This is a genomic window from Aquipluma nitroreducens, from assembly GCF_009689585.1.
GTDB classification, from domain to species: Bacteria; Bacteroidota; Bacteroidia; order Bacteroidales; family Prolixibacteraceae; genus Aquipluma; species Aquipluma nitroreducens.
Genome location: NZ_AP018694.1, coordinates 4,428,999 through 4,453,913, shown reverse-complemented (window position 1 = coordinate 4,453,913; position 24,915 = coordinate 4,428,999). Strand labels below are relative to the sequence as shown.

Below are 24,915 nucleotides of genomic sequence, written 5' to 3'. Positions count from 1 at the left end.
AGTTTATTGATCTGCCAACTTCAAATCGTATTTCTTGATTTTGTTGTAAAGAGTCACCCGATCAACTTTTAATGCACGGGCAGTGCGCGAAATATTCCATTCGTATTTAGTAAGAATCTGAAGGATGAATGCCCTTTCAAAATCGTCGAGACTTTCGGCTGAATTACTTACAAAAGTCTTTTCCAACGGAAGATCTTTCAACGTTATTTTCTTCCCGTTACCGACAACGATGGCTCGCTCAATCATGTTTTCAAGCTCGCGAATATTTCCAGGGAAATTAAACTCCTGAATTCGATTTAATGCCGCCTGATCGATTGATGCAGGAGGTTTATTCATTGATGTACAATATTTGTTTATAAAGTAATTGACCAATAATGGGATATCATCTTTGCGATCGCGCAGAGGCGGAATTTGGATGTTTACCACATTTAAACGGTAAAAAAGGTCTTCACGGAAAGTTCCCTTTTCAACCATGCTTTTCAAATCTTTGTTGGTGGCACAAATTACCCTGAAATCGGAACTGATTTCCTTATTTCCACCGACCCGCATAAATGTTTTTGATTCCAAAACCCGAAGCAATTCAACCTGCATTTTTGTTGAAATCGTTGCTATTTCGTCTAAAAATATAGAACCGCTGTCAGCCATCTCGAACCGGCCTTTACGATTATACATGGCACCGGTAAAAGCTCCCTTTTCGTGACCAAACAACTCACTTTCAAGCAAACTTTCGGTTAATGCACCGCAATGAACACTCACAAAAGGGAAAAATTTTCGTGGAGAATTGGCATGAATAGCACGGGCAATAAGCTCCTTCCCTGTGCCACTTTCGCCAGTAATAATAACAGAAGAATTGGTTTGGGCCACGCTTTCAACCTGCTTTAATACGCCTTTCATAGCCTCACTCTTTCCGATCAGGTCTTCCACATTTTCGAGTGAAGTTACTTTTTGCTTTAATGTTTCATTTTCCTCAACCAGAGAGATTTGTTTGGTGGCGTTTCGAATCAAATGAGTCAAATCGTCCGGATCAAAAGGTTTGGTTACATAATCGTAAGCTCCATCTTTCAGTGCTTTTACAGCTGTATCTACAGTTGCAAATGCTGTCATAACAATAACAATTGAATCAGGCTTAATTAATTTAATTCTCCGAAGCATTTCAAGACCGTCCATTCCCGGCATTTTAATGTCAGCAAGAATGATGTCAAACTGGTCAGATTCAAGAATAGTCAGCGCTCTTTTGGCGTTTTCAGCACATTCAACATGAAATCCATCTTCAAGAAACCAATTGTATAAGGAATCTCTTACCGATTCTTCATCATCAACGATCAATATTGAAATCTTTTTTGCCATTCGTCAATCTCCTTAACTTTTTATCAATGGTAAATTTACTGAAATAGTTGTTCCCCGATCTAACTCGGAGTTTACCTGAATTTTACCTTTATGGTTTTGAATAATGCCATGAACAATCGCAAGGCCTAAACCAATGCCGCTTACATCTTGTTTTGTCGAGAAAAACGGTTCGAAAATATGGGAAATGTCTTCTTCAGCAATACCTAAACCATTGTCTGAAATATCAATACAAATGGTTTCCTCATCCAAATTCCTGGTTTTGATCGTGATTTCACCGTTTTCCTTAATCGCTTCAGAAGCATTGACCAGAATCGCAATACAAGCCTGTTTAATCTGGTTCGGATTACAATAAATCAGGTCTGAACTAGCTGCAAAATCGTATTCAAATTTGATGTCGGCAATTTTGATCGGATGAGTCATTAACTCATAAGTTTCCTTCAATATTTCATGTAAATGTTTAGGTTCAAAATCGTTCTGATCTTTCCTCGAAAAATCAAGCAATCCTTTTACAATGTCGCCGCAACGCTTTGTTTCCGATTCAATCAACCGTAAATGTTTAAGCATCGACTCTCGTTTGGAGGCGTACAGTTCAGGATTACCAACCTGCTTCATAAGCAATTTTGTGTAAATCAAAATTCCGGATAAAGGATTATTGATTTCGTGTGCAACAGATGATGATAATTTTCCCAAAGAAGCCAATCGCTCAACATGCATCAGTTCATTTTGAGCGGCACCCAGTTCCTCCGATTTTTTCTGAACTTTATATTCCAATTGCTGCGACCAGTTTTCCAACTCAACAGTTGCAGTTTGTAGATTATCCAACATGTCGTTAAACGCTTCGGAAACTACCCGCATATCGTCCAGCTGATTCGGTTTTATATCAAGGCGGGTACTAGTATCACCATTGGCAACTGCAACGCTCACCTTAACCAATTCATTCAGCGGATTCTTAATTTTCTTACGGGTGAAGAGTAACAAAAATGAAACAAGCAGCATGGTTGCCAAAATGGCCAAAAAGAAAAACTCGGTTGATGATTTCTGAATGGCTTTGTCCTGAGCTTCAAGTGGAATTTTAATAACAAGAGAACCTAGCAAGGTATCGGTCGCCTCGTGCGCATGACAAGAACTGACATAACACGATCTTTCGTTCATGATAGGCGACCGAATAAGCAAATGTCTGCTGCCATTATCACTTTTATTCATCAGACAATCCGTATTAATATCGATAATTTTATACGACTTCTCCGTCCCCGGAAACAAAGACCGGATATTGGAATGGCAGCTGAGACAATTCGGGTCGGCGTGACTATCGTTTGGATCGGTAGTAAATGATGAATAAACCAGGCTATCACGGCTATCATACATGTTTACCTCATCAATTCCAGGCAGTGTATTGATAATATCGAGTGTATTCTGAAGGGCACTTTTATCGTTCTGGAGCATCGAATGATACAACGCTCCTTCTACAATTGATCCAATATTATTACCGCTCTGACGAATAATTGTATTCAGATATTGTTCGTTAACCGACTGGAAAATAATATTGAATGATACAAAAAGGAAAACAGATAAAATAGCAATTATAAAAACAACTCTCCCGTAAATTGAAGAGCGAAATTTCACATAATGACTAATTATTGGACTTCCTGCAATATTTTTTTTTGCTACTCTTTTAAACCAATTCATGAAAAATAGGATTAAATTTTAAAGCCATTTACTGAATGCTAATTTAGTCTCAAAATTTTAAATTCAGCCTCAACTATCCGATTTTGTTTCAGCGAATTGTATGTTTAATGACTATAAGACTCATTCGCAGAAGTAAAAATCAAGAAAGCGATGATTTCTCTCATCGCTTTCTTATCAGACACCAAATTATCAATCATTTAGAACTTTTAGACAGACAATTTCATCAAAAAAAATCAATCGTTTTTTAACTTATCTGGTTCCCGAAAACAGCTTTTGCGTCGGCACAATACTTTTTTACTCATAAATTCCGTTTGGAAATCCTGCCAGATCTCAGTTGAAAGTTCTGAAAGCGGTTGATCACGCAATTCACCACCATCCTGCAAAACTACAGACGAAGGGTCAGGCGAATATTTAACAATCGATTCGCTCAAAAAATCTTTGAATCTGGTCAACTCTTGCCTTGCCCATAGGCTGGCATCCTCGGCAAGAAAGTACGATTGCGTATCGGTCACCCAACTTGTGGGTTTAATTTTGTATATCCACCCTTTCAGGTAGGGATCTTCGTTCATCAATTCAGGATTTTTAATGAGCACTGAATTCGTTTCCATTATTTTTCCGGAAATAGGCGAATAAACTTTGAGCCGTTTGTCGTTCTGAACTATTTCGCCTAAAAAATCACCTTTTTTAATCCGATCACCCGAATCTAAAAGTCTGTTGAATGTGACTTCTCCGGTAATGTGTACCAACAGATCATCGAGTCCAACTTTTGCAACTCCAGATCTTTCGAGGTGAGTCCAGGTATGAAACCGGCTAAAAAACAATCCATGAGGAATTTTCAGTGAATCAGGAGTAAGAGTTCCTAACGATTTCTGAGCATTCTTCTTTGTTTTCACCTCTTTATTTAAAAATATCCAGAATGGAATCAGAATAGCGAAAAATGCAACGATCGCCAAATATTCAATCCCTTTCATTTCGAAAATGTTGTTGTAAGTAAATCCTTCCATTGCGATTATTTTGTGCCATCGCTCAAATAATTGCGACAGCTGATTAATTTCTTTTATCTATTTCAACCAGTTCAGAGAACCGTCGTCGATTAATCGATTTTATTCTTTAGCCCATGCAGGCGATTCCCTAAGCACCGGCATGCGACGAATAACCCACCTGAATATCCAGATTTCAGTAAAAATAACGGCCAATGTAACAACAATCTCCATCCAGGATGGAACATAGTGTACCGCCGCATCCCATCTGAAACCAATCACTGTAACATTCAAACGATTTAGTACCACTCCAATCATGGTTAAGATTGCAGCAAATCGTATCAGGAAAATATTACTTGTCCGATAGCTGTAAAAAAACATAACCATTGGAATAAATACAAATCCGATCATTTCAAGCAAAAACCAATAGCCCATTGGAGTATTTAACAAACCCCATCGTTTGGTATGAAGAAAAACAAGGAATTGCAAACAAAAATATGCAAACATGGCAACTGCACATATTTTTGATAATCCGTGAATGATACCATTTTGCGAGTGGTGATTCTTTCCACTGATTTGGTCAGAAAATACCTTGTGACTGATTGACCCTTCAAAAATGACCATTGAAAGTCCGGCAAAAATACTCGAAACCAAAAACAGAATAGGGATAAACTCGGAATACCACAGTGGATGTATTTTTTCTTTGGCCATCAGATAAAGCGCTCCTAAACCTGATTGATGCAGGGTTGACAAGGTAATACCGAAAATAACAGCGGCAATGGTCATTCCTGAAAGAATCCGTTGGGCTCGGCGCGATCCCAGCCATTCGGCAATAGCAGGCGAAAACTCGATCAGTTCGGCAAGCATGTAAAGTATAAAATGCCAGGCAACTAAAAACAATACAGAACTGGTTCCATAACTATTCCCGATTACAGGATTTACAACATGCCATGGCCGACCTAAATCGAGCAGTAATGCACCTGTGTAAAACGCGTAAGCCAGAAAGCCGTTCAGTACAGTAGCCCTTACAATCGGATGATATTTTTTCATATTCAGAACGTAAACCATAAAAGTGACCACATATGCACCTCCGGCAAATGCAACACCTGTAACGACATCAAACCCGATCCATAATCCCCACGGAACATCCTGAGTAAGGTTCGTAACAGATCCCAGCCCTTTCCAGAAACGTATTACAATTAGGAAAATACCTAAAAGTATAATTGGAATTGAGATTATATTAAATGGTGTAAGCCATTTACCTTTCGGCTTTAATTCGCTAAACAAAAATTTCCATCTGAATTTATGTTCTTTTTCATTTTCTAAGGAGTAGACCCGATTATTCATTGTCGTCTTCTTTATGTTGTTTGTTTTTGGTCGCTGTGTAAATGCCCAGCAAAAGCGGTGGTAGCAGTAAATCGACTGAAGGAACACTATACAGGAATCCTTTAGTCAATGACGGATAAGATGATTGTTGCAGGTTGGTATTCATACCAAGTTCTTCAAACGGAACCGGAGAAAGGTAAAGCCATCCAGTACCTCCTACCTCGTGTTCACCATAAATGTGATCTGTGTATAAATCAGGTTTTTCGTAGATTCTCCGACGGGCCTCTTTAATCAAATCACGTCGTGTGCCAAACATTAGCGCGTCATTGGGGCAGTTCGTCACACAAACCGGTTTCTCACCTGCTTTTTGCCGGTCGAAACACATATCACATTTCTGAATTTTGGGATTTGTACTGTGAAATTCAAACTTAGGACTATCAAACGGACAGGATACCATACAATAGCGACATCCCATACATTTATCGCCATTCCAGGTAACGGGCCCTGTTTCATTCTTATGCATGGCTTGTGTCAGGCAAGCAGCATCGCAGGCAGGTTCGTTGCAATGCATGCACTGACGCTTGATGTAAACCTCACCTTTGGTAGTTTGAAATGTATTAACCACGGTATTGCAGGTCTCATTTGTTTTGCGAATTGGTTCAACTTCTGATAATGGTTCGGGAAGCGCATGTGCAGCTGCACATTCATATTCGCAGGTTCGACAGCCCACGCAACGGGTTGAATCGTACAAAACTCCGAAAAACTCAACATTACTTTTATCCTTAGGCGATGCAAATGTATTTTTACCAATGGCAAGGGTAATACCGGTTGCACCCAGCAGGCCAAAAAAGCCTCTTCGATTTATACTCATAGCTTTATGATTTATTTGGTAGTTAAGTCCTGAAATAATGTTTAGCCTTATTTTGAAGCATCAATAAACTTTGTCTGAAAATCATCCCAAACTTCAGGTTCAAGCTCAGCCAATGGATTGTCAGTAAGTTCTCCGCCATCCTGCATGGTAACGTAAGCAAAATCAAGAGAATTGGCTTTTATCAACGATGTAAAAAAGTCTTTTAATCGAGCAAATTCATCCTTTAATGCTTCCTTATATTTCTCAGCAATCAACAAATACTGGATTTCAAGCCCCCAATTCAATGGCTCAATCAGATAGACCCAACCTTCAGAATATGGAGATGAATTTAGCAATGAAGAGTTGTATTCCAGATTTTCATTGACTTCAGTAATCGTTCCTGAAATGGGTGAATAAATGTTCAGGAGTTTTCCTTTCCGAATGATCGACATCAGGAGCTCTCCTTTCTTAACCGTTTCACCTGCACGCTTTAACTCAACCCGGGTAATCGTGCCGGTGATGTGTTGCAGAAAATCATCAATTCCAATCTTTACTGACCCATTTTTTTTCATGAATGCCCAGGAGTGAGTTTTCCCAAAGTAAAGTCCTTTAGGAATAATTACTGATTCTTCATTGAAAACACCCATTGAGACTGGCTTAAAGTCATGACTGGCTTTACTTCTTTTTCTAAATGCCCTAAAAACCAACTCAACAACAACACCTGTTATAACAATGAAAACCAAGATCAAAAGCAACACTGACAACAATGAACTTGTACGTTCAACGGGAACAGTGGCATACAAATCTGGCTGTCCGAATTTTCCCAATTGGGCAAGTCGTTCATTGTAAACTAGATTGCTATAACCATTTTCATTCAGGAAACTCTGGCCATCGGTGAGCACCCATTTCAGAAATGCAACTTCTGAAGTGTTATTTGGATTCGACGACGAAACAGAATAAATATTGGATGTTAAAGCTTTTGGGTATTTTCCGATCCACACACCTCTTGAGAACGATTCAATATCGGTGTATATGTTTTCCATGTAATCGATCTTTCCATTCCCGTTTTTATCGATCGGAACGAATCTCAATCCTTCCAGAAGATTTTTATTGTTTGGGTCAGCAATTTGTGTCAGGTTAAAAAAGCCGAGAGCATTCGGATCGTTTTGAATGGCCAGAATCATTTCGGCTGTGCCAGCTGTTTGAATCCCAGTACTGAATGGTTGATGCAAATTCTGTAAACTTCTCAATACCGATACGGCTGATTGATCGTTGGCTGTATAAAAATGGATTGGAGTCTTTTGAGCACCACCTATGAGATCTCCCCAACTTTTATTTTCAGGGTTTGAAATAATTTGTGACAAATCTTTTGTTGTAATCCCTTTAAGACAAATCTCGTTCAATAGAGGATTTTTGGAGCTCATAACCGGAACAATCACATCCCGACCAACAACCATACTCCGCGTTGAAGAATTGTTTAATTTATGATAGAACTCTTCAGATACGATCCCCAATTCTCCGGAACTAATTATTTCTGAAACCGTATTTTCTGAAGCTTTACTCACAGTGATTTTCTGTGTTGGATTCAGTCTGCTGTATTCATTTGCCCACTTCATCGTCAGGTCGTACAATTCCGGAGAAGTAGTTACATTTATTGAACCTGACAACGAATCAGAACCTCCCGAAGAAGCTTCTTTACTTTTTGAATAAAGGCAATTTAATAGAAGAAATGCGACGATTAAAAAGATCCTGGTTTTCATGATTTTTCCCTTTTAAAATGATAATACAAGGGAATCCAAATCCAGTGCCAACTTAGAAAACACAACACAAAAGCCTATAATACTGCACTTTAACTATTATACGATTAAAAACAAAGCAGAGCATATTGTATATTTTTTCAACACATATACACCAAATTGAATCTATCAATCTCATTTACTATCACTTAACACAACTGCATATATTTTTTACATCTGTTGAATATATCATCACTTCAGTTCATAAAAATTCAATTTTCGCATTTTATCGCTCTGAAACAGGCAAAATAGTTCAAAAAAAGATGAAAAAAACCGAAATAAGCCGAAATCCAGCCTTCGCCGAATCAAAAATCAGAGACAAAAAAAACCTACCGATAAACGATAGGTTTTAGCTAAATATAAAATGAGAACTATTTATTATCCTTTTTTTGCATTGGAAAGCATAGAATTAAACAAACTGAGCTGTTCTCTCATTGCAGAGATTTTATCAGCAGGTTCTGTGCGGGCTTCAAGCAAGATCCAGCCATCGTATCTAATACCGGTAAATAGATTCAGGAGTTGCTGGTATGGATATTCACCAACATTAAATTCCCGAACGTGCACAGTGTCGCCAAACCATTTTTTTACCGAATTAAAGTTGGCTTCGAATCCGGGTGGCAGCAAATCCTGATCATTACAATTCCAGCACATCTTTACATTTTTTTCGGTCACCTGATCAAAAATAGCTTTCATGTTTGGAATTTCCTGAGTTAATTCTCCATGAACCTCTACCCTAACCAACTGCCCATAATCTTTGGCAAACCGGCCAACTTCATTCAATGAAGCAGCAATCTGGGCGATTGTTTTCTCTTTTGAAACTTCTTTGGGCAGGTTATTCGGTTTTACTTTTATACCGGTAGCGCCAATGTCTTTACAAAGTACAATATATTCTTTCGTCTGATCAATATTCTTTCGAAGCTCAGCCTGATCGGGACTGTGATATTCGAAATTTGCACCATAACCCAGACAAGTAACGGCGCTACCGGCAAATCGTTTTTTAACCTCAGATCGTTCATTGGCAGTTAATGATGTTTCAACACCATGAGCATGTCCGGTGCGAAGTTCGACACCTAAAAAACCGGTTTGCTCGCAATTCGCAATTAGTGTTGGCAAATCCCAGTCTTTAGCCCACTGATAGGTTACCAAGCCTAATTTCATTCCCGATTCTTTAGCTTTAGCGAATACAGATAGAGGTTCAATCAAAGAAAGGCCAATGCCAGCAACAAGGCTTCGTTGCAGAAAAATACGACGAGACAGATTATTTTCCATGTTAGTGTTAGTTGGTTTATAGTCGGATAAATATAACTGCTAAATATCATTTTCCAAAATAGACCAAATCAAATAATTCGACCTGCAACATCTTCAGGTTTTAGCTAAAAAAACGGACTGGCATTTAGTGCAGCATTTGGCAGTGCAAAAATATATGCACAATTATTCCTGTAGCAATAAGTATATTTATCGGAAATTGGGATAGAAGAATTCGGGAAGAGAAGAAAGTTGTATTCCCGTGACTTAAAACAATAATAAGCTAAACCGATAAAATTAGCTTTTCTTTACGACCTGCGAAAAAACCTGTCCTGACATATTCACTTTAAGAATATAAATCCCCTGCTTTAGGATTGATAAATCCAGTTGAAATTGCTGCTCTCCCTGTGAAAGATAAATTGGCTCAAATTTTTTAACTTCTGTGCCCAGAATATTGTATAGGCTGACTTGTATATTTCCCGAACTTACAGTATTTACATCAACGGTAACGATATCTTTTACAGGGTTAGGAAATATCTTTTTGATAAAAAATGTTTGATTTTCGGTAATTATTCCTGAAACTAAAGCGCCGTCTTTTTGACTCACCAAAGGTTTAGTTTGCGAATAAGTACTTATAATTGAGACAAATAAAAATATAATCGTAAAAATTGTTTTCATAGTCAACGCTTTTCTATCTATTCAAAAGACAAAAATCAGACCAGATAGTTGCAGAATGCGCAAAAAAAAGAAGCTGAACTCTAAAGATCAGCTTCTTTTAGCTTTATGTCGACCGGAAATTACTCTGCAACTGAAATTGCATCAACCGGACAAACTTCGGCGCATGATCCGCAATCAGTACAAAGATCTGCATCAATTTTATAGATATCTCCCTCAGAAATCGCTTCTACAGGACATTCGTCAATGCAAGTACCACATGCAATACATTCTTCTGAAATTTTATAAGCCATAACTCAATTTTTTTAGGTTTTATATTGGGCAAAAGTACGAAGTTTGACAAAAAATCAAAAAAATTGCAAAAGTAATTTCAGACAAAATGAAATCATTTAAGATTAAGCGTGTTCACCCATCAAGCTAAACTGCTGAACCTGATCCCGCTTTCGATTTAAAATACACACAAACATCAGTCAATCCGCACTTTTCACACTTCGGAGAACGAGCCAGACAAACATATCTTCCGTGCAAAATTAACCAGTGGTGGGCCAATGGCAATATTTCTTCAGGAAAGAACTCGACCAACTGTTTTTCGGTTTCCAGTGGAGTTTTCGAATTGACACTCAATCCAATCCTGGCGGCCACTCTGAAAACATGCGTATCGACAGCCATCGCTGGTTTATTAAAAACCACCGAAGCTATTACATTGGCCGTTTTTCGTCCCACTCCGGGCAATTTTTGCAATTCGTCAATATCGTCGGGAACAACGCCACCAAAATCGGAAACCAGCATACGAGCCATTCCAACCAAATGTTTGGCCTTGTTGTTTGGATACGAACAGGACCGGATGTAATCGAAAACTTCATCCGACTCAACCTCAGCCATCTTTTCAGGAGTAGGAAACCGCTTTAACAAATCAGGAGTGATCTGATTCACCCGCTTGTCGGTACACTGAGCCGATAAAATAACAGCCACAAGCAATTCGTATGGGGTTTTGTAGTTGAGTTCAGTTTCGGCGATGGGCATTTCTTTCTGAAAATAGCGAATCACGTATTCAAACAATTCTTTCTTTTCCATTTCAATCCTGATTTTTGAATTTCAAACTTAAACAAAAACCGCTAAACACCGAGTCTTTGAACTGAGTTCATTTTGGTTGGCGTAAATTATTATTTTTGCAGAAAAAAATATGACTCCGTATTTACAGGCTGAAAATTTATCGAAGCGATTTGGCGATCAGTTACTCTTCGAAAATATTTCATTCACCATATTCGAACAGCAAAAAGTGGCTCTCATTGCACGCAATGGCACCGGAAAGACCACGCTCATGGAAATTCTGGCCGGAAACGATACTCCGGAATTCGGGCAGATTACCAAAACCGGCGACATTAAAATAGGATACCTCAAGCAAATACCCGATTTAGACGATAATCAAACGGTTTTTGAAGCGGTTTTTCAATCAGCCGATGAAATGGTGGAAACCATTCGCAATTTTGAAGATGCCGTGCTGCACAATCGGAAGGAAGACATTACCAAATATACCGAACTGATGGAAAGCCATCAGGCCTGGGACTATGAGTTTAAAGTGAAGCAAATCCTGACTCAATTAAAGATTTTTAATTACGATCAGCGTATTTCAGAACTTTCAGGTGGACAGAAAAAGCGTGTTGCAATGGCCAATGTGCTGATCAATGAACCCGATTTGCTGATGCTGGACGAACCAACCAACCACCTTGATCTGGACATGATCGAATGGCTGGAAAATTATTTGGAGAAGACCAAAATCACTCTTTTTATGGTGACTCACGACCGGTATTTTCTCGATCGGGTGTGCAACGAAATTCTGGAAATGGAAGGCAACACCATTTACCGGCACCGTGGAAATTATTCGTATTTCCTGGAAAAACGTCAGGAGCGGATGGAATCGACAGCAACGAGCGTTGAAAAGGCAAAAAACTTACTCCGCACCGAATTGGAATGGTCGCGCCGAATGCCACAGGCCCGTGGACATAAAGCAAAATACCGGATGGATCGTGTAGACGACCTGATTGTAAAAGCCGGTCAAAACCTGAACGAGAATAACATTGAACTGAGCATGAATTCGTCGCGGATTGGGAATAAAATTCTCGATCTGGAAAACATCAGCAAAAGCTACGGCGAACTGTGCCTGATTAAAAATTTAACGTACAAATTTCAGCGTGGCGAAAAATTGGGGATTGTGGGTAAAAACGGTACCGGGAAGTCAACATTCCTGAATATTGTGACCGGAAATCTTCCAACCGACAGTGGTACAATTGAGATTGGGCAAACCATTCGTTTTGGCTATTACCAGCAAACCGGAATCGATTTCAACCCTGGCGATAAAGTGATTGATGTGGTGAATAAAATTGCCGAAGTCATCAATTTCGACGACGGCAGAAAACTGACTGCTTCCCAGTTGCTGACAACCTTTCTGTTTCCTCCCGACACGCAATATTCGTTTGTCGAGAAGCTTTCAGGAGGCGAAAAACGGCGGTTGTATTTGTGTACCATCCTGATGACCAACCCGAATTTTCTGATTCTGGATGAGCCCACCAACGATTTGGACATAATGACTCTGTCTGTTCTGGAAGAATACCTTCGCGTTTTTCAGGGTTGCGTCATTATTGTTTCGCACGACCGGTATTTTATGGACAAAATTGTCGATCATTTGTTTGTATTTAACGGCGATGGAAATATAAAGGATTTTCCGGGCAGCTATACCCTTTGGCGAAACAAACAACTGGAGGAAGAAGAACAGGAAAAGAAACTGAAAAAGCCTGAACCCAAAGCCCCTCAAAAACCGGCCAAAGAGAAGGAACGGAAGTTGACTTTCAACGAGAAGAAAGAGCTGGAACAACTTGAAAAAGATATTGAATCGCTGGAAACCGAAAAAGCAACGATCAGTGAAGAACTCAATTCTGGAGAACTGACAAACGCTGAGTTGCACGAAAAATCGAACCGGTTTGGAGAAATTACAGATTTGCTTGAAGAAAAGGAAATGCGCTGGCTGGAACTGAGCGAACTGGCCTAATAAAATGATCAATGGTGAGTCGCAGTTGGCAGGAGATATAGAAAAATGGATACAAGACGCAAGTATCAAGAAAAAAGAGAAAAATCTTGATTCCTGATAATTAAGGAATATGAATGAATAAATGTCGCATTCGCTTTGAATCACCCCTAAATCCCCTGAAAGGGACTTCCTCGCTACTTACAAGGGTTAGCGATGTTCGAAGCACTAGCCCCCTTCAGGGGGTTGGGGGTAAAATTGCGACAATAAATTGTTCCTGATATTTAAATCTGGATACCTGATACTGATTATTAAACTATTAACAGATATGAAAACATTTGGATTAATCGGACACCGGCTGGGATATTCGTTCTCACGGAATTTCTTTACTGAAAAATTTGCCGAAGAAAACCTGCCCGAACATGAATATGTGAATTTCGAACTCGACAGCATCGACGAATTTCCGGGCATTTTCGACGGCGACAAAACCATCTGCGGATTAAATTGCACCATTCCGTACAAGCAACAAATCATGCCTTTTCTCGACGAAATTGATGCCGAAGCCGCACAGGTTGGAGCTGTGAATACGGTTAAAATTACCACAAACGATGGTAAGCGTCATCTGAAAGGATTCAATACCGATGTTTATGGATTTGAAAATTCGCTTCGCCCGATGCTCGAAGAAAAGCACAAAAAAGCACTGATTCTGGGAACAGGCGGCGCTTCGAAAGCCATTAAACACATCCTGAATAAGCTACAGATCGAATTTGTTTCAGCTTCAATCGAGGATCAGCTTTTCGAGAAAGAAATCAGGTACAATCAGATTACAGATGAATTGTTGAAAGAATACCTGATCATTATACACGCCACTCCAATCGGAACTTTTCCAAATGTGGACAAATGCCCCGATATTCCTTACCAGTCGATCACTTCCGACCATGTGTTGTTCGATTTGGTTTACAATCCGGAAGAAACTTTGTTCCTGAAAAAAGGAAAAGCGCAGGGAGCTAAAACCAAAAACGGACTGGAAATGCTTCACCTGCAAGCCCTGCGTGCCTGGGAGATTTGGAACAGCTAAAAATATTAGAACTGTGAAGAAAAGGATCCGATCTTTGTTTTGAAAGATCGGATCCTTTTTTTTGTGATGCCAATAAAATACGACAAACCATAATAAAAATCAAACATAATCGTTTTCAAATAAAACCATAAAAACAATTATATGAAAAACCACCTTATTTGCTTATCGATTATTCTTTTGTATTCAATTGTTGCACAAGCACAGTTCAAAATTGGTGTAACCGGAGGTATGGACTATACCAAACTGAACATCCATCGTTCAACAGCAAACGACTACGGTATTCAAGGGAAAACCGCCTATCGCGTGGGTCTAGCATCTGAACTAAAACTGAATGATAAGGTTTTCCTCACTACCGATCTTTTATTTTCGAAAAAAGGGTTCCAGCAAACTGTTGATCAGGAAGCTACGGGACAAGATCATCTGGTTTATCAGGTTTCTGATGTCGACGTTTCGCTAAACTACATCGAAATGCCCATCGTTCCGGAGTTCAAACTAGGATTTAAAAAGATGAATGTGCTGTTTGGAGTTGGCCCCTACCTGGCTTATGGATTTGGTGGAAAATTTGAAGGAAACATCCACTCAGGAACTACAACTACTCATTTTAACGAAGATTTTTACTGGTCGAAATCAAGCTGGAACCCCGATGAAGATCCAACCAAAGTCCTCGTTCAAAGTTTACATCAATCCAATATTAAACGATTCGATTTCGGCCCGATTGTTCGGTTTGGTGTTGAATTTAATAAGCTTTCGATAAATGCCGAATACCAATACGGTGTACCCAATCTATTCTGTGAATGGCGAAAATATGAGAGCATCCACACTCAACGCCTCGGGCTATCGCTGAAATATTTGCTTTGGGCTAAAAGTGCTAAGCACCTGTAAAGCGCAGGCCCACCACGCTGCCGCACGATTGTATCGTGTGGCATTATTTAACAACTTCTTTACTGCGCTATGCAATCGCGCAGTAGCAGGGCGCAATTTTACCCCCAACCCACTGAAGGGGGCTCACACTTCGAACATCGCCAACCTTTGTAAGTAGTGAGGAAGTCCCCTTAAGGGGATTTAGGGCAATGTCATGTAGTTTGTCCGATTCAATGTCCGTTGGCTGAAGCCAACGGCAAAGGATAGGTTTAGCTTTGCCTTAAGAAATCGTTGATTTGAAATACGTTTATCCTTTGCCGTCTCGCTTTAGCGGACGGACAAGTAAATGATGGATTTCTTAAATTATATGACATTGGGATTTTAGGGCTTTAGCCATGCAGTTACTTACAAATTATAAGCAATTAAAAACTCAAAACTTCGTTTTGGACAGCCTCCTCACACGCCGAACATCGCCAACCTTTGTTAGTAGTGAGGAAGTCCCCTTCAGGGGATTTAGGGGTGATTCAAAGTGAATGCCCCAATCATTTCATTCTCAGTACATATTTTGTGCTTCTTTATATTTTACAACATATTTATCATTTTAATTAAAATCAGACTTGACTTGAGTGTGTTTTTCGCCGTAACTTATGTTACTAATTTTTAACACCCTTAAAATGAACAAAACACAATCAAAAGAATTCCGGATGTTCGATACAACATTGGAATGTTTAAGCAATTACCAATCGAAATGGGAACCCATAACTGCCATTGGTTTGCTAAAAGAAAAACTGGGCGTCAATATTGCCCTGATCAGGGATTTGAACAAGAAAAAATCGTCGTCGCTGAGCAATCCGGTTACCGCCGGAAAAGACAAAACCAAAGAATTGCTTGAAGAGAGCATTGAAGTGCTGGGCGGAATTGTTATTTCGTATGCCGAAGCCACCGGGCAAAAGGAATTGCTGCAAAAAGTGAAACTTTTAACCAAGAGTTTTGCCCGCAAACGCGAAACCGACATCGAACCCAAGGTTACAACCTTTCTGGATCTCGTGCGTGAGTTACAGCCCCAACTGGGCGGCTATGCTTTAACCGAAGATATGCTTGCCGAAGCCGAAACGCTTTGCACCCAATTTGTATCGATGGTGGGCGCACCCCGTAAAATAACCGTTCAAAGCTCGTCGGCCAATTCGGAGGTGGATAACCTGGTGTCGGAAACAAAAAAAATGCTGACCAACCAACTCGACAACCTCATGCTGCGGTTCAGAACACGTGAAAGTGAATTTTACAATGCCTATTGCCAGGCTCGCTCGGTGGTTGAACCGGCCTCGCACCCCAGGGAAAAACAAGTGGATGAGCAACAACCGACATAGTTAGTTTTTGTGGTTAACGATGGAAATTCCCCGCTCTTTCGCCTGAGGCATTCCCACGCTGCCGCACAATTGTATCGTGTGGCATGATCAAAAACCTGACTTGTCCTAAAATAGGTTTACACTAAAAAGTGTAAAATGGAAGAGAAAAGTAAAGCTATTTCAGGATTAAAAAGGGGTAATTATTTTACCGATTCGGAACGTCACCAGATTATTCAAGAAATGATTTCATGCAAGTGTACCAAGCAAGAAATCTGGAAAAAGTACACAGGCGAAGAAGAAGAACATGGGCAATTGCTGCGCTGGATGCGCAAATTAGGTTACAATACCAAACTTCCAACAAGAAGGCCTAACTTCGTTGAAAATAATGGCGTTATGGCTAGAAAGAATACTGTTGTTGCATCAATTGGCGACTCATTTGAAAATCTTCAATTGAAAAAAAGGAACCTTGAGTTGGAATCCCAGTTGAGGGATGCAGAAATGAAAGCAGTTGCATTCTCGACTATGATTGACATTGCTGAGAAAGAATTTAACATTTCTATCAGAAAAAAAGTCAATACCAAACCATTGAAGAAATGAAGACTAATTTTTCACACATAGGCCTTGCCAAGCTATGTGGATGGTTTGGTTTAACCAGGCAGGCATACTATCAAAATGGATGGAAAGGTATGGAAGTTAGCATAGAAGAAGATATATTGCTATCAGAAGTCTCAAAAATCCGGGAAGGCCACAAAAGAATGGGTACACGTAAGTTGCATGACAAGCTTTGTAAGTTTATGATAGACCATCAAATCAAGATGGGCCGGGATGCTTTATTTGACTTGTTGTCATCAAACCACATGCTTGTAAGAAAAAGGACGAGGCGGATACAGACCACCCAGTCGCATCATTGGCTCAGGAAATATAAGAATTTGATACGAGGGTTTGTCCCAACAGGTCCGAACCAGCTTTGGGTGAGCGATATTACGTATTGGAAAATCAATGGGATTTATGTTTATATAAGTTTTATAACCGATGCATTTTCTCGCAAAGTAGTAGGCTATCATGTTGCCCTTTCATTAGAAACCGTTGAAACCATAGAAGCTCTTAAAATGGCACTCAGCGAACTGATATTAGGGCCGAATATCCAGTTAAACCTAATTCATCATTCCGACAGAGGAGTTCAATATTGCTGCAATGAGTATGTAAGATTATTGAATGAAAATCACATTCAAATTAGCATGACAGAAAACGGTGATCCTTTAGAGAATGCAATTGCCGAGAGATTAAATGGAATATTAAAAGACGAATATCTTAATGACAGTCCTGTTAAATCAATATACGAAGCAAGGTTATTATTGGCCAAGTCTGTTCGTCTGTATGTAAGCATTCGCTGAAGTGCGTCAACTAATTTTGCATGTCAGTCTATAAGTTTGCTTTTTACTTCAAAGACAAACGACATGTATAATGAGAAAAAATTCCGGGCCATCTATGACGAGTTTCTGGCATCGGGCCTGACCATTCGGGATTATTGCGCCAATCAACAAATGAATGAGGCTAAGTTCTATTATTGGCAACACAAGCTAAAAGGACTATTGCCACCTAAAAGTGGATTTATCCCGGTGGTTTTTGAGAATGGTGGGCAAGCCCAGTCGTCGCGGGTTCCAGCCCCGGTGCAGGTACAATCGACAACCTTTTCAACATCGGGAGCCAGACCCCAAACCATCTCCTGTGAGATTAGCTATCCGAATGGGGTGTGTTTAAAGCTGAACGGTTTGCCCGACCCACAGATATTACGGTCGCTGTTGGTTTTAACGCGCCGGTAGGATGTTCAGCCTCACTTCGTCAATGCGGTATTACCTGTATTCGTACCCAACGGATATGCGCCGGAGTTTTTACACCCTGAGCGGAATGGTGACCAACCAGATGGGGCGCAACGTGCAGGACGGGGATGTTTATATCTTTATCAACCGCCCGTGTACCAGCATGAAAATCCTGCACTTGGAATGCGGTGGTTTGGTGATCTATCACATGAAACTGGAATCGGGCAGTTTTAAACTACCGGTTTTTGATGAAAGTACCAATACGTTTCAAGCCAGCTGGCAGGAGTTGATGCTGATGGTACAGGGTACCTCACCGGATGGAAAAATGAATAAAAAAAGATGGGAAAAACCTTCGAAACAGTAGATTTTACTTGGTTTTTAACTTGTCTATACGGTTGATATTTAGTATCTTCAAGCCATCAAAAGCAAGTAAAAATGACAGTTGAAGAAGAGGGTTTTTTACAGCAAATTCTGGAAGAACGTGACCGGCTTTTTAGGGAAACTTCCAGGCTTAAAAGTCAACTTTCCAACTTTGAAAACTTCGATTCAGAAAGATCCACTTACCAAAAACAAATTGTCGGAAAAGACCAGCTGATTACCGAAAAAGATCGGGCAATCAGCCAACTGGATGAAACAATTAACAAGCTGAAACAACAGATAGAGATGCTCCAGCGAAGGATCTGGGGCAAATCCAGTGAACGGTATATCAATGAGGATCCCCTGCAACGAAAGCTCGATTTTGAGGGACTTGACCTGCTTCCGGAAGAAAAGGAACTTGCAACCAGTGCCAAAGAGGAGATCGAAAAGTACAAGACCATCCGTGTTATAGAGGTAAAGGAGAAAAACCATCCGGTACGCAAACCGCTGCCCGAAAGTCTACCGAGAGAAGAAACCCACATTTATCCACAGCACATTGAACTCGAGAATTGGATAGAACTGGCTCCGGAAATTACAGAAGTTCTGGAACGCGAATCTGCCAGATGGTATGTGCGCCGGATCATCCGCCACAAATATGCGTTGAAAGATAAAAGCCAGGATGTGGAAAAGCAAATCATTACAGCTCCCATGCCCGTACTTCCCATAGCAAAAAGCTATGCCGGGGCAAGTGTTTTGGCTGATATTATCATCGACAAATATGTGAACCATCTTCCTTTCTATCGTCAGATCCAGATGTTCAAACAACAGGGTATATCCATTGCACCTGCAACCATTAACGGCTGGTTTCAGGATGTAGCCGACCTGATCAGGCCTACTTATTACCGGTTAAAGGAGCTGGTGCTGGCTTCGGATTATATACAGAGCGATGAAACAACGATCCCGATTATAAATAACGAAAAGCACACCACGATAAAAGGATACATCTGGATGATCCGTGCGGTTATGGACAACCTGGTCTTTTTTCATTACGACCACGGTTCCCGGGCACAAAAGGTCGCACTGCAATTGTTTAAGGATTTTCAAGGCGTAATCCAGACCGATGGTTATGCCGTTTACGATATTTACGAAAACAAAAAGGGCGTTCTGCCCATTGGGTGCTGGGCTCATGCCCGGCGTAAATTTGAAGAGGCTTTGGCAGAGGACAAAGTCAGGGCTTCTTATGCGCTGGAGCAAATAGGACTGCTCTATCAGGTGGAGAGGCAAGCCGATCAGCAGCAACTCTCTTATGACGAGCGCGCCGATCTTCGTTCCCGCTTGGCTTATCCTATTATGGTAGCCTTCGAAAAATGGCTGCTAAATGAATACCCCAAAGTTTTGCCCAAAGGGCGTATCGGAAAGGCTATCCGCTACACCTATAACATTTACCACAAGTTGACCCGATACCATTTGGATGGTCGGTTGAAAATTGACAACAATCTCGGAGAAAATGCTATCCGTCCAATTGCCCTAGGCCGGAAGAATTGGTTGTTCTGTGGAAACCACGATGCAGCCGAAAATGCAGCAATCATGTATTCCATGCTGGGCTGTTGCAAGGCAAGCGAAGTAAACTTCCGCGAGTGGCTGGTATACTTTCTGAATAACATCCACAATTACGATAACGATTACAGCAAGGATCTGGCCGAATTACTTCCACACAACTTCAAACTTCAAAACCAGATTTGTAACAGTTCCATCTCCTAAGCCTCTCAAAGTTCTCCGAACATTTTAGAGAACCTCTGAAAGTGGGTTGCTGGTTTTCTAAGAAAATATAACGGAGTTTACCGAATGCTTACGTCTGTATAATGAAGATAGGCCTCATATGAGTATTGGAAATCATTACCCAAGTCAAGTTCATCAACAAGGTTTAAAAACAAATAGATTATGGAAAAATTATTACAAGAAAAAACCTACCATTGTAAACCAATCTTAGGATTAATTTCTTGTGTAAACTTATATCAGGATTTAAGTATTAATCTGTAAACTTTTTTCAGGACGAGTCAACCTTCTATCCGACGCGATGCAATCGCGCAGTAGCAGGGGGCCAGGCCGAAAGGCGGGGTTTCTGCTTTTGCGGAAATGACAGCTTAACCCCGGCAACAGAACGAAAATACCCGGTCGGACAGGTTCAACCCTCCGTCGCGAAGCTCACCTACCCCGTCGCGAGGGTTCATGTTGCTGTCGCGAGGGTTCATGTTGCTGTCGCGAAGGTTCATTGCCCCGTCGCGCACCTCAGTGTCTCCGTCGCGAAGGCACACTGCTCTGTCGCGAAGGTTAAAGCTGTTGTCGGACATGTCCATCACTCTGCCGCGAAAGTTCGTGTCGCTGTCGCGGACATCACTTGCTCTGTCGCGAAGGTCGAAGTTATTGACGGGCATGTTCACACCTCCGTCGCGAACAGGTGTACGATTGTCGGACACTTCATCTGCCCACGCTGCCGCACGATTATATCGTGTGGCATTATTGCAGTAGCAGGGGCAGGCCGCAACCAATTTGCAAAGCCCGATGCGATCTGTTGAAGAACTTGGGTTCGGTTTTAACAATTGTGCGTAAAGCGCGGCAACAAAAAGTGAACTGTTTAAAGTGCTGAAAAAATAATAAAACAATTGTTTTGTTATGTAAACATAACTGTTTAACTTTAAATCCCTGAAAAACAATATCTAAATGAATAGCGGACTTGGGTTTATTGAATATTAAAACCGTTGAAAAGCACAGTAAACTTTCCGCTATTTGGTCATTAGTCGCAAAACAAACAGACACATCAACAAAATAGATAAATATGAAAAAAACAATCCTAATCATCTTTGTGACAATTATTTCATTAACAACATTCGCACAATCTTCATCTGATGAATTAATTAATAAGTTTTTTGATGAATATCCCAAAGATTCTGGTAAAGCACTTGATGAGCTTTATGCAACGAATCCTTGGACAACGAGAATAAAAGACGCAATAGACAATTTAAAAAAAGAAGTAAGTAGCTATACCGTTGATTACGTAGGGAAATACTATGGTTACGAACCTATAATAAAAAAACAGTTTTCAGAAAGTTTCGTTCTTTATTCTTATATGGTAAAATATGACAGACAGCCAATGAGGTTTACATTCGAATTATACAAGCCTAATGACAAATGGACTCTATATTCGTTCAAAATTGACACAGAACTTGATGATGAGATTGAACAAGCTGCAAAACTTTTTTATATAAATCTTGACAATGCCAAATAGTTCTGCTGCTAACTTCAGCTACCCGTGCGGCAGCAGTGTGTAGCTTCCTACGTTGGCGGTCATGCTAGGCGCTTTTGCAGACAACTTGTTTTTGATTTGGAATGAATTAAAAAAAATTAGATAAAAACTTAAAAATAATGAAAATAGGAATTCTACATCTGAGTGATTTACATATTGAGAAAGACAATTATTTATACAAAGTTGATTTAATTGCAAATTCATGTGATTATGAAATCAAACAGATTTCGAACCTATTTATAGTTATATCAGGAGATATTACAAGATCTGGGAGAAAGGCAGAATTTGATAATGTTAAACTATTTCTTACCGCTCTAAAAGAAAAAATAAAGCCTCAAAAAAGTATTTTACCAATAAACCTTGTTCTTGTTCCTGGAAATCATGATTGCTGCTATGATGACGTTAAAGGAACAAGAAAAGAAATTCTAAAATGTTGTCATGTTGATGTATTAACTGAACCAGATTTTTACGAGGATGCACTTGTTGTACAAAATAATTACTGGGATTTCTATAATGAAATGCTTGAAAATATTCCAGACGACAAAGTATCTTTTAAGAAGGAATTTACCCCTCTCATTAATTTTAAAATTGTGTTCCATTGTTACAATAGCAGTTGGATGTCAGATATAAATGAAACGTATGGGGGAATTGTTATTCCAGAGAATAAATTTCTTTCGAACGATAATGAAGAATTAACCATTGCACTATTTCATCATCCATTAAATTGGCTTTCGCCTAGGACGAAGAATAATAATAAATCTAGGTTTGAAGAACATCTTATAAATACTTCAAACATAGTACTATTTGGTCATGAACACGACAAAGGTCAATCTAAAAATATATTTCAAAAGGGTAATAACGTCATTTTTTCAGGAGGAAAAGCATTTCAAAAAGAGGAACAAAAAGAAACCGGCTTTGGATACATTGAGATAGATCTAAAGAATAAAAAAACAAGATTTAAAGTACATTCATGGTCTTCAAATGAATTCATAGTCGAATATGAAGAGGCCTATGAACTAACTCAAAAAGTAACAAGGAAATTTATTCTAAATAAAGATTTTGAGAATAAACTAGATACTCTAAAGATACCTTTGAAGCATTCTCGGAAAGAAAAATTATTGTTATCCGATATCTTTGTTTTTCCAGATTTAGAACCTATTGAAGACAAAGAAGTAGTTCAATATCCTAATTCAGAAGAACTATTGTATTCAGTAAAAAGTGAAACTATCCTTAAAACCATTATTGAAGGAGAAGATCAATCTGGTAAAACCACATTGTTTTTTGTTCTTTACAAAAAACTATATGAAGCGGGTTATCTACCAATATACATCCGTGGTAAAAATTTAAACAATACAGACGCAAAAGACATTGTTAAGAAGGCAATGAAAGAACAATATGATAGTAATGATACCGAATTGTTTTTTCAACAACCCAAAAGAGTTTTATTTTTAGACAATCTTCAAACAGTATCTCTAAATACTAAATATAAGGCTATCTTATTAGAAAACTTAAGTTCACATTTTGATTATATTTTTATTTCCGTTAATAATTCTCTAGGTTCAAATATTGCCACTGAAGAAACCACTACCCTAAAAGATTTTAATAAGTACAAATTATTGCCATTAGGTCATGAAAAAAGGAGTGAAATAATTGAGCAATGGTTTCGAATTGGTGAGAATGTTATGACTATCAGGGAGGATGAGTTGTTGAAGAATATACAAGCACGACTAGACGAAATAAATTCATTATTAGGCGATCGCTTGATGCCATCTTATCCTATATTCATACTAACCTTACTCCAAGGTTTAGATGCCCAAATTTTGCCTCATGACTATTCCCAGACTTCATATGCCCATTGCTATCAGGCATTAATAACAGCCGGTCTTGTAAGAGAAGGCTTAAAAGATGAATTATCCAGTTATTTTAACATATTGAAAGAGTTGGCATTCTTTCTATTTGACAAAAAAGAGGATACTTTTAGTCCTTTGGACTTCGAAGATTTTTATGTCATTTATAAGAAATCATTCTATACAAATCATTCTTTTGACAAAGTACTGAGATTATTATCAAATGCTAATATTATCAAATTCGATGATGAATATTATTCATTTTCTTATAAGTACATATATTATTACTTGGTCGCTCAAAAAATTTCAGCCAACATTGACAAACACAAAGTCCTCATAGAGGAGTTGTGTGATAATATTCATGTTGAAAAAAATGCAAATATTTTAATTTTTCTTTCTCATCACAGTAAAGCACAACTCCTTATAGACAGTATTATTTTTACCAGTGAACTTCCTTTTGAAGATGCAAAACCAATAACTCTAGATCGTGCTGATCCATTTACTGAATTTATTGCCGAATTTGTTAAAGGAATACAGCACGACGTTATTGAAGAAAGAGATCCAAAGCAAGAAGTAAAAAAAGGTTTAAAAAGAAAGGATGATCAAGAAAGAAAAAGTAATCATAAACATCATTCGGAAGATCTTATGCCACCTGAATTTAGAGAAATAAGTCAAGCCTTTCGTACTATAAGGATATTAGGCCAAATTGTTAAGAACCAAAAAGGAGATTTTGAAAAAGGTAAACTTGAAGAACTTGTTGAGTCTGCGTATAGAACAGGATTCAGGCTTGTTGGATTCTTTGCTGATTTAATTGAAAAAGATAAACAATTATTTATTGAAGCAATTTCAGAGAAGCTTAATAAGAAATCTAATGTTGATATAAAAGAAATAGAAAAGACGGTTTTAAGCTTTTTGCAATATATTTCGTGGAGAATTTGTATGGATTCATTTACGAATTTAATGTTTGCCGTTGGGACAAAAGGGAGTGATGAACTTTTCGAAGCTGTTTCTAGAAGAATTGACAGTTCTGCAGCGAAAATTGTGACCTTCGCAATAAAATCTTATTATGGTTCCATTAACACAAATGATTTAAAACAGCTTTTTAAAGACGTCGAAAACAATTATTTAGCGCAAAGTATTTTACGTGTTTATGTAAGAAAACACCTCTATACAAATTTTGTAGAGAAGAGTAAAAAAGACCAAATTATTAGAATTGCTGGTTTTAAACCTAATGCCATTATGGCTAGGAAAAAATTGAATCCTTAGTAATTTTTATAAAAAGTGTGAAAATAAAAAGAAAAAAGCACGAACCGCTAACATCAGCTATCCGTCAAGTGCGGGTTCGGTGGTTTTCGGTGGGTATCTTTCCGCTCAA

Annotated in this window: 22 protein-coding genes; 11 read left to right on the top strand and 11 right to left on the bottom strand. The window is 39.1% G+C overall.

Going from position 1 to position 24,915, the window contains the following annotated elements:
• Positions 1-3: 3 nt before the first annotated feature.
• The 10 genes from AQPE_RS18675 to nth form a co-directional block, all read right to left on the bottom strand.
• On the bottom strand, positions 4-1,347 hold the full coding sequence (locus tag AQPE_RS18675) for a sigma-54-dependent transcriptional regulator (protein WP_318348012.1): 1,344 nt from the start codon (positions 1,345-1,347) through the stop codon (positions 4-6).
• 12 nt (positions 1,348-1,359) lie between these two features.
• Positions 1,360-3,033 (bottom strand): sensor histidine kinase, encoded by a 1,674-nt coding sequence (locus AQPE_RS18670; RefSeq protein ID WP_318348011.1) that lies wholly within the window; start codon positions 3,031-3,033, stop codon positions 1,360-1,362.
• 233 nt (positions 3,034-3,266) lie between these two features.
• On the bottom strand, positions 3,267-4,037 hold the full coding sequence (locus AQPE_RS18665; RefSeq protein ID WP_318348010.1) for a glycine cleavage system protein H: 771 nt from the start codon (positions 4,035-4,037) through the stop codon (positions 3,267-3,269).
• Between the two features lie 99 nt (positions 4,038-4,136).
• Positions 4,137-5,360: an NrfD/PsrC family molybdoenzyme membrane anchor subunit gene (nrfD, locus tag AQPE_RS18660; protein ID WP_318348009.1), complete on the bottom strand. Its 1,224-nt coding sequence runs from the start codon at positions 5,358-5,360 to the stop codon at positions 4,137-4,139.
• Positions 5,353-6,210, bottom strand: a complete 858-nt coding sequence (locus AQPE_RS18655) for a 4Fe-4S dicluster domain-containing protein (RefSeq protein WP_318348008.1) — start codon at positions 6,208-6,210, stop codon at positions 5,353-5,355. The genes nrfD and AQPE_RS18655 overlap by 8 nt, the downstream gene beginning before the upstream one ends.
• A 47-nt stretch (positions 6,211-6,257) precedes the next feature.
• Positions 6,258-7,949 (bottom strand): substrate-binding domain-containing protein, encoded by a 1,692-nt coding sequence (locus AQPE_RS18650; RefSeq protein ID WP_318348007.1) that lies wholly within the window; start codon positions 7,947-7,949, stop codon positions 6,258-6,260.
• A gap of 414 nt (positions 7,950-8,363) precedes the next feature.
• Positions 8,364-9,254: a sugar phosphate isomerase/epimerase family protein gene (locus AQPE_RS18645; RefSeq protein WP_318348006.1), complete on the bottom strand. Its 891-nt coding sequence runs from the start codon at positions 9,252-9,254 to the stop codon at positions 8,364-8,366.
• Positions 9,255-9,527: 273 nt separating this feature from the next.
• Positions 9,528-9,908: a T9SS type A sorting domain-containing protein gene (locus AQPE_RS18640; RefSeq protein ID WP_318348005.1), complete on the bottom strand. Its 381-nt coding sequence runs from the start codon at positions 9,906-9,908 to the stop codon at positions 9,528-9,530.
• Between the two features lie 119 nt (positions 9,909-10,027).
• On the bottom strand, positions 10,028-10,198 hold the full coding sequence (locus AQPE_RS18635; RefSeq protein WP_318348004.1) for a 4Fe-4S binding protein: 171 nt from the start codon (positions 10,196-10,198) through the stop codon (positions 10,028-10,030).
• 124 nt (positions 10,199-10,322) lie between these two features.
• The gene (gene nth, locus AQPE_RS18630; RefSeq protein ID WP_318348003.1) at positions 10,323-10,979 is read right to left on the bottom strand and encodes an endonuclease III; all 657 of its coding nucleotides are present in this window, start codon (positions 10,977-10,979) and stop codon (positions 10,323-10,325) included.
• A 109-nt stretch (positions 10,980-11,088) separates the two neighbouring features.
• Between nth and AQPE_RS18625 the strand changes: the two genes are divergently transcribed.
• The 9 genes from AQPE_RS18625 to tnpC all read left to right on the top strand — a co-directional run bounded on the left by AQPE_RS18625 (position 11,089) and on the right by tnpC (position 20,150).
• Positions 11,089-12,951 (top strand): ABC-F family ATP-binding cassette domain-containing protein, encoded by a 1,863-nt coding sequence (locus tag AQPE_RS18625; protein WP_318348002.1) that lies wholly within the window; start codon positions 11,089-11,091, stop codon positions 12,949-12,951.
• Between the two features lie 304 nt (positions 12,952-13,255).
• Positions 13,256-14,005 carry a shikimate dehydrogenase family protein gene (locus tag AQPE_RS18620; RefSeq protein WP_318348001.1) on the top strand — a complete coding sequence of 250 codons (750 nt, stop codon included), beginning with the start codon at positions 13,256-13,258 and terminating at the stop codon, positions 14,003-14,005.
• A gap of 141 nt (positions 14,006-14,146) precedes the next feature.
• Positions 14,147-14,887: a porin family protein gene (locus AQPE_RS18615; RefSeq protein ID WP_318348000.1), complete on the top strand. Its 741-nt coding sequence runs from the start codon at positions 14,147-14,149 to the stop codon at positions 14,885-14,887.
• Positions 14,888-15,540: 653 nt separating this feature from the next.
• On the top strand, positions 15,541-16,233 hold the full coding sequence (locus AQPE_RS18610) for a hypothetical protein (protein ID WP_318347999.1): 693 nt from the start codon (positions 15,541-15,543) through the stop codon (positions 16,231-16,233).
• A gap of 135 nt (positions 16,234-16,368) precedes the next feature.
• Positions 16,369-16,809: a hypothetical protein gene (locus AQPE_RS18605; RefSeq protein WP_318347998.1), complete on the top strand. Its 441-nt coding sequence runs from the start codon at positions 16,369-16,371 to the stop codon at positions 16,807-16,809.
• Positions 16,806-17,606: an IS3 family transposase gene (locus tag AQPE_RS18600; RefSeq protein WP_318347997.1), complete on the top strand. Its 801-nt coding sequence runs from the start codon at positions 16,806-16,808 to the stop codon at positions 17,604-17,606. Before AQPE_RS18605 ends, AQPE_RS18600 begins: the two co-directional genes overlap by 4 nt.
• A 63-nt stretch (positions 17,607-17,669) precedes the next feature.
• On the top strand, positions 17,670-18,035 hold the full coding sequence (tnpA, locus tag AQPE_RS18595; protein WP_318346939.1) for an IS66 family insertion sequence element accessory protein TnpA: 366 nt from the start codon (positions 17,670-17,672) through the stop codon (positions 18,033-18,035).
• Position 18,036: 1 nt separating this feature from the next.
• A complete protein-coding gene (tnpB, locus tag AQPE_RS18590) occupies positions 18,037-18,396 on the top strand; it encodes an IS66 family insertion sequence element accessory protein TnpB (protein ID WP_318346938.1) in 360 nt (119 codons plus the stop codon).
• Positions 18,397-18,467: 71 nt separating this feature from the next.
• On the top strand, positions 18,468-20,150 hold the full coding sequence (tnpC, locus tag AQPE_RS18585; protein WP_318346937.1) for an IS66 family transposase: 1,683 nt from the start codon (positions 18,468-18,470) through the stop codon (positions 20,148-20,150).
• A gap of 383 nt (positions 20,151-20,533) precedes the next feature.
• Here tnpC and AQPE_RS18580 read toward each other — a convergent pair whose 3' ends face one another.
• Complete coding sequence (locus AQPE_RS18580; protein WP_318347996.1) at positions 20,534-20,704, bottom strand: hypothetical protein; 171 nt, start codon at positions 20,702-20,704, stop codon at positions 20,534-20,536.
• A 521-nt stretch (positions 20,705-21,225) separates the two neighbouring features.
• Here AQPE_RS18580 and AQPE_RS18575 point away from each other — a divergent pair.
• Together AQPE_RS18575 and AQPE_RS18570 are read left to right on the top strand one after the other, a co-directional pair.
• On the top strand, positions 21,226-21,675 hold the full coding sequence (locus AQPE_RS18575) for a hypothetical protein (RefSeq protein WP_318347995.1): 450 nt from the start codon (positions 21,226-21,228) through the stop codon (positions 21,673-21,675).
• Positions 21,676-21,812: 137 nt separating this feature from the next.
• Positions 21,813-24,806 (top strand): metallophosphoesterase, encoded by a 2,994-nt coding sequence (locus AQPE_RS18570; RefSeq protein WP_318347994.1) that lies wholly within the window; start codon positions 21,813-21,815, stop codon positions 24,804-24,806.
• Positions 24,807-24,915 lie beyond the last annotated feature (109 nt).